Annotated in this window: 5 protein-coding genes; all 5 read left to right on the top strand. The window is 69.0% G+C overall.

Annotated elements, in window-relative coordinates; all coding sequences use genetic code 11:
• The first annotated feature begins 277 nt into the window (after nt 1–277).
• Complete coding sequence (locus ABD369_RS39940; protein ID WP_344641556.1) at nt 278–1,909, top strand: peptide ABC transporter substrate-binding protein; 1,632 nt, start codon at nt 278–280, stop codon at nt 1,907–1,909.
• A 73-nt stretch (nt 1,910–1,982) separates the two neighbouring features.
• On the top strand, nt 1,983–2,906 hold the full coding sequence (locus ABD369_RS39935; RefSeq protein WP_344641555.1) for an ABC transporter permease: 924 nt from the start codon (nt 1,983–1,985) through the stop codon (nt 2,904–2,906).
• Between the two features lie 100 nt (nt 2,907–3,006).
• On the top strand, nt 3,007–3,927 hold the full coding sequence (locus ABD369_RS39930) for an ABC transporter permease (RefSeq protein ID WP_425557889.1): 921 nt from the start codon (nt 3,007–3,009) through the stop codon (nt 3,925–3,927).
• Between the two features lie 12 nt (nt 3,928–3,939).
• A complete protein-coding gene (locus ABD369_RS39925) occupies nt 3,940–5,001 on the top strand; it encodes an ABC transporter ATP-binding protein (RefSeq protein WP_344641553.1) in 1,062 nt (353 codons plus the stop codon).
• The coding region (locus ABD369_RS39920; RefSeq protein ID WP_425557888.1) for an ATP-binding cassette domain-containing protein at nt 4,943–5,212 on the top strand (270 nt) is incomplete at its 3' end. The genes ABD369_RS39925 and ABD369_RS39920, both read left to right, overlap by 59 nt.

The following is a 5,212-nucleotide window of genomic DNA, read 5'->3' as shown; positions in this document are numbered from 1 at the left end:
GGCCGAGGAGAGGTGCGCGGTGGAGGTGCCGCTGCTCGCGGTGCCCTCGCTGGAGGGGCCGGCCGCGCACGAGTCCGCGTGCCACTTCGCCGCGGAGCGCGAGGTCGAGCAGAGCGCTGCCTGACGATCCGCCAACCACCGGGTCCGGTTCGCACGTCGGTGCGGGCCGGGCCCGGTGGCGTTCGGGTGGCCCATCCGGGGGCATGTCGGTCGCGTCGCCGGGGCCCCTCGCCCCTCATGGGTTGTGATCGTTTCACAGACCCCGAGGAGGACACCCATGCCTACGGTCTCCCGAGTGCGCTGGGCCGTGACCGCTGCGACGACGCTGGCTCTGGCGGCCACCGGGTGTGGCGGTGCGGCCGGCGGCGGTGGTGGCGGCGGCTCCAGCGGGATCGTCACGGCATGGTGGGGCGATCCGCAGAACCCGCTGGAACCGGCCAACACCAACGAGGTCAACGGCGGCGCGGTACTCGACATGATCTTCACCGGCCTGATCGCGTACGACCCGAAGACCAGCAGGGCCGGCAATGCGATGGCCGCGTCGATCACCTCCGGCGACCAGCAGAACTGGACCGTCAAGATCAAGCCGGGCTGGCGGTTCAGCGACGGCACACCCGTCACCTCCTCGTCCTTCGTGGACGCCTGGAACTACGGCGCGCTCTCCACCAACCGGCAGGTGAACTCCAGCTTCTTCCAGTACATCCAGGGCTACGCCGACGTGGCCCCCGCTTCGGGAAGCCCCACGGCCAGGACCATGTCCGGCCTGAAGGCGGTGGACGACAACACCTTCACCGTCGCGCTCAGCCAGAAGTTCTCCGCATGGCCGCAGACCCTCGGCCACGCCGCGTACTACCCGCTCCCGAGGAGCTTCTTCTCCGACCACGCGGGCTATCTGGCCAAGCCCGTGGGCAACGGGCCCTACACGATCGCCTCGTGGACCAAGAGCCAGCGGATGCAGCTGCGGCCCAACCCCGACTACGCGGGCGACAACAAGCCCAAGAACGCCGGGGTCGACCTCAAGGTCTACACCGACACCAACGCCGCCTACGCCGACCTGCAGGCCGGGAACCTGGACATCGACAACGGCCTGCCGAACAGCGCGCTGAAGAGCGTCCAGTCCGACCTATACGGGCGGTTCCTGAGCCGGCCCGCCGGCATCATCCAGACCATCTCCTTCCCGCTCTACCGGCCGGGCTGGAGCACCGAGAACGCCAGACTCGTCCGCCAGGGCATCTCGATGGCGATCGACCGCGACACCATCAGCAGGGTCGTCTTCAACAACACCCGTACTCCCGCCGGTGACTTCACCTCGCCCGTCCTCGGTGCCTCCGGCGGCTACCTGGACGGGCTCTGCGGCGACGCGTGCAAGCACAACCCGGACCGGGCGAGGCAGTTGATCCAGCAGGGCGGCGGCATCCCCGGCGGTCAGCTGACCATCAGCTACAACGCCGACGGTCCGCACAAGGAGTGGGTCGACGCGGTCTGCAACAGCGTCAACAACGTGCTGGGGGACACCAGGGCGTGCGTCGGCCGCCCGGTCGGCACATTCGCGGACTTCCGCAACCAGGTGCACGGCAAGCAGATGACCAGCGCCTTCCGGACCGGCTGGCAGATGGACTACCCGCTGATCCAGAACTTCCTGCAGCCGGTGTACGTGACCGGGGCCTCCTCCAACGACTCCGGCTACGCCAACCGGGCCTTCGACGCCCTGGTGAACCAGGCCAACGGCGAGGCGGACCAGGCGAAGTCGGTCACCACCTACCAGGACGCGGAGCGGATGCTGGCCACCGACCTGCCGGCGATCCCGCTCTGGTACCAGAACGGCACGGTCGGCTGGTCGTCCCGCACCTCCGGCGTGATGCTGAACCCCTTCAGCGTCCCGGTCTACACCGAGCTCACCGTCAAGTAGCCGACCATCGAGGCCGGTTCGCCAGCGCGGTGGACCCGGCCGCCGCCTGATCGACGGCCGACTGGAGGTTCGCATGGGTCGCTATGTGGTCAGACGCCTGCTCCAGATGGTCCCGGTCTTCATCGGGACCACCTTCCTGATCTTCGTCATGGTGCACGCCCTGGGCGACCCGGTGAACGCGCTCTTCGGCGACCGGGCGCCGGACCCGGCCGTCGCGGCGCAGATCCGCGCGCAGTACAACCTGGACGATCCGCTCTGGCTGCAGTACGTGAAGTACATGGGCCGGCTGTTCCGCTGGGACTTCGGCACCACCTTCAGCGGCCAGAGCGTCACCTCGCTGCTGGCCACCGCCTTCCCCACCACGCTCAGGCTGACCGCGGTGGCCTTCGTCATCGAGGTGGTCCTCGGGATCGCGCTGGGACTGCTGAGCGGTCTGCGCCGGGGCGCACTGGCCGACAGCGGCGTGCTGGTGCTGACCCTGGTGGTGATCTCCGTCCCGACCTTCGTCACCGGCTACGTGCTGCAGTACCTGGTCGGGGTGAAGTGGGGCGTGGTGCCGGCGACCGTCGGCGACCAGCTGACCCTGGACCGGCTGATCCTGCCGGGCATCGTGCTGGCCTCGGTTTCGCTGGCGTACGTCGCCCGGCTCACCAGGACCACCGTCGCCGAGAACGCCCGGGCCGACTACGTGCGCACCGCCGTCGCCAAAGGGCTTCCGCGCGGCCGGGTGGTGGTGAACCACCTGCTGCGCAACTCGCTGATCCCGGTGGTCACCTTCCTCGGCACCGACCTGGGCGCGCTGATGGGAGGCGCGCTGGTCACCGAGCGGATCTTCAACATCCACGGTGTGGGCTACTACCTGTACCAGGGCATCGTCCGCCAGAGCACCAGCACCGTGGTGGGTTTCGTGACCATCCTGGTGATCATCTACCTGGCGGCCAACCTGCTCGTCGACCTGCTGTACGCGGTCCTGGACCCGAGGATCCGGTATGCCTGACCAGGAGAAGTACCACGAGGCGGACCCGTTGGCCGAGGCCGGCACCGAGGAGTTGGAGCTCCAGAGCGCGGTCGAGAACCGGACCTTCGACCTCGGCACCATGGAGGCCCAGTCGGTCCTGAAGAACGAGCGGCAGCAGGACGGGCCCGGCACCCCCGGCGCCGACGACCGGATGGCGGCCCGCAGCCTGTGGCAGGACGCCTGGTACGACCTGCGGCGCAACCCGGTCTTCATCGTCTCCGGGCTGCTGATCCTCTTCCTGATCGTGACGGCGCTCTGGCCCGGCCTGCTCACCTCCACCGATCCGCTCAGATGCGACCTGTCCAGATCCCAGCAGAGCGCCACCGCCGGCCACCCCTTCGGCTTCGACAACCAGGGCTGCGACGTCTACGCCAGGACGGTGTACGGCGCCCGTGCCTCGATCACCGTCGGCGTCTGTGCCACGGCCGGTGCGGCACTGGTCGGCACCCTGCTGGGCGGTGTGGCCGGCTACGCCGGAGGCTGGTTCGACTCGGTGGTGTCCCGGCTCGCCGACGTCTTCTTCGGCATCCCGATCCTGCTCGGCGGGCTGGTCTTCCTGTCCGTGGTGCCCAGCCAGTCGATCTGGATCGTGGTGGCCTTCATCGTGGTGCTCGGCTGGCCGCAGATCGCCCGCATCTCCCGGGGCTCGGTGATCACCGTCAAGCAGCAGGACTACGTCACCGCCGCCCGCGCGCTCGGGGCCGGCGGCGTCCGGACGCTGCTGCGGCACATCCTGCCCAACGCCGTCGCCCCGATCATCGTGGTGGCCACCATCGCGCTCGGCACCTACATCGCGCTGGAGGCCACCCTGAGCTTCCTCGGCGTGGGGCTCAAGCCGCCCACGGTCTCCTGGGGCATCGACATCTCCTCGGCCTCGGACTCCTTCCGGAACGCGCCGCACATGCTGCTCTACCCCGCGGGGGCGCTCAGCATCACCGTGCTGGCGTTCATCATGCTCGGCGACGCGGTCCGCGACGCCCTCGACCCCAAGCTGCGCTGAGGAGGGCCGACGATGGCTACCAGTGTGAGCAGCCGGCAGACCGATCCCCGGGCGGCCGAGTCCGGCCCCGTGGACGCCCCGCTGCTCCGAGTGCGCGACCTGCACGTGGAGTTCCGCACCAGGGACGGCGTGGCCAGGGCGGTCAACGGCGTCGGTTTCAGCGTCCGGGCGGGTGAGACGCTGGCGGTGTTGGGCGAGTCGGGTTCGGGCAAGTCGGTGACCGCGCAGGCCGTCATGGGCATCCTGGACAGCCCACCCGGCTTCGTGACCGGGGGTGAGATCCTCTTCAAGGGCCGGGACCTGCTGAAGATGGGGTCGGACGAGCGCCGGAAGATCCGCGGCTCGCAGCTGGCGATGATCTTCCAGGACGCGCTCTCCGCGCTCAATCCCGTGCACTCGGTGGGCTGGCAGCTCGGCGAGATGTTCCGGGTGCACCGGGGTGCCTCCCGCAAGGAGGCCAGGGCCAGGGCCGTCGAGCTGATGGAGCGGGTGCGGATCCCGGCGGCGAAGGAGCGGGTGAACGACTATCCGCACCAGTTCTCGGGCGGTATGCGTCAGCGCATCATGATCGCGATGGCGCTGGCCCTGGAGCCGGACCTGATCATCGCGGATGAGCCGACCACGGCGCTCGATGTGACGGTGCAGGCGCAGGTGATGGAGTTGCTGGCGGAGCTGCAGGCCGAGTACCGGATGGGTCTGATCCTGATCACCCATGATCTGGGGGTGGTCGCGGACGTGGCCGACAAGATCGCGGTGATGTACGCGGGGCGGATCGTGGAGACCGCCCCCGTACACGAGCTGTACGCGCGCCCGGCGCACCCGTACACCCGAGGTCTGCTGGACTCGATCCCGCGTCTGGACCAGAAGGGCCAGGAGCTGTACGCGATCAAGGGCCTGCCGCCCAACCTGCTGCGGATTCCAGCGGGGTGTGCGTTCAACCCGCGCTGCCCGATGGCGCAGCAGATCTGCCGTCAGGAGGTGCCGAGGCTCTTCTCCGTCACGGAGGAGGACGGGAGTGCGGTGGCCGGGCGGGGCAGTGCCTGCTTCTTCTGGAGGGAGACTCTCCGTGGCTGAGCCGATCCTTGAAGTCCGGGAGTTGGTCAAGCACTTCCCGTTGACGCAGGGCATTCTGTTCAAGAAGCAGATCGGTGCGGTCAAGGCCGTCGATGGCATCTCCTTCGAGCTGCGCAAGGGCGAGACCCTGGGCATCGTCGGTGAGTCCGGCTGCGGGAAGTCGACGCTGGCCAAGGTGCTGATGAACCTCGAGCGGGCGACCTCCGGTGAG

The organism is Kitasatospora cystarginea (assembly GCF_039533515.1).
GTDB classification, from domain to species: domain Bacteria; phylum Actinomycetota; class Actinomycetes; order Streptomycetales; family Streptomycetaceae; genus Kitasatospora; species Kitasatospora cystarginea.
This window is presented reverse-complemented; position numbering and strand designations above follow the sequence as displayed.

Excerpts from the sequence above, each read along its gene's own strand:
- ABD369_RS39930 (WP_425557889.1), top strand. The coding sequence starts at position 3,007 with ATGGAGGCCCAGTCGGTCCTGAAGAACGAGCGGCAGCAGGACGGGCCC.
- ABD369_RS39940 (WP_344641556.1), top strand. The coding sequence starts at position 278 with ATGCCTACGGTCTCCCGAGTGCGCTGGGCCGTGACCGCTGCGACGACG.
- ABD369_RS39925 (WP_344641553.1), top strand. The coding sequence starts at position 3,940 with ATGGCTACCAGTGTGAGCAGCCGGCAGACCGATCCCCGGGCGGCCGAG.
- ABD369_RS39935 (WP_344641555.1), top strand. The coding sequence starts at position 1,983 with ATGGGTCGCTATGTGGTCAGACGCCTGCTCCAGATGGTCCCGGTCTTC.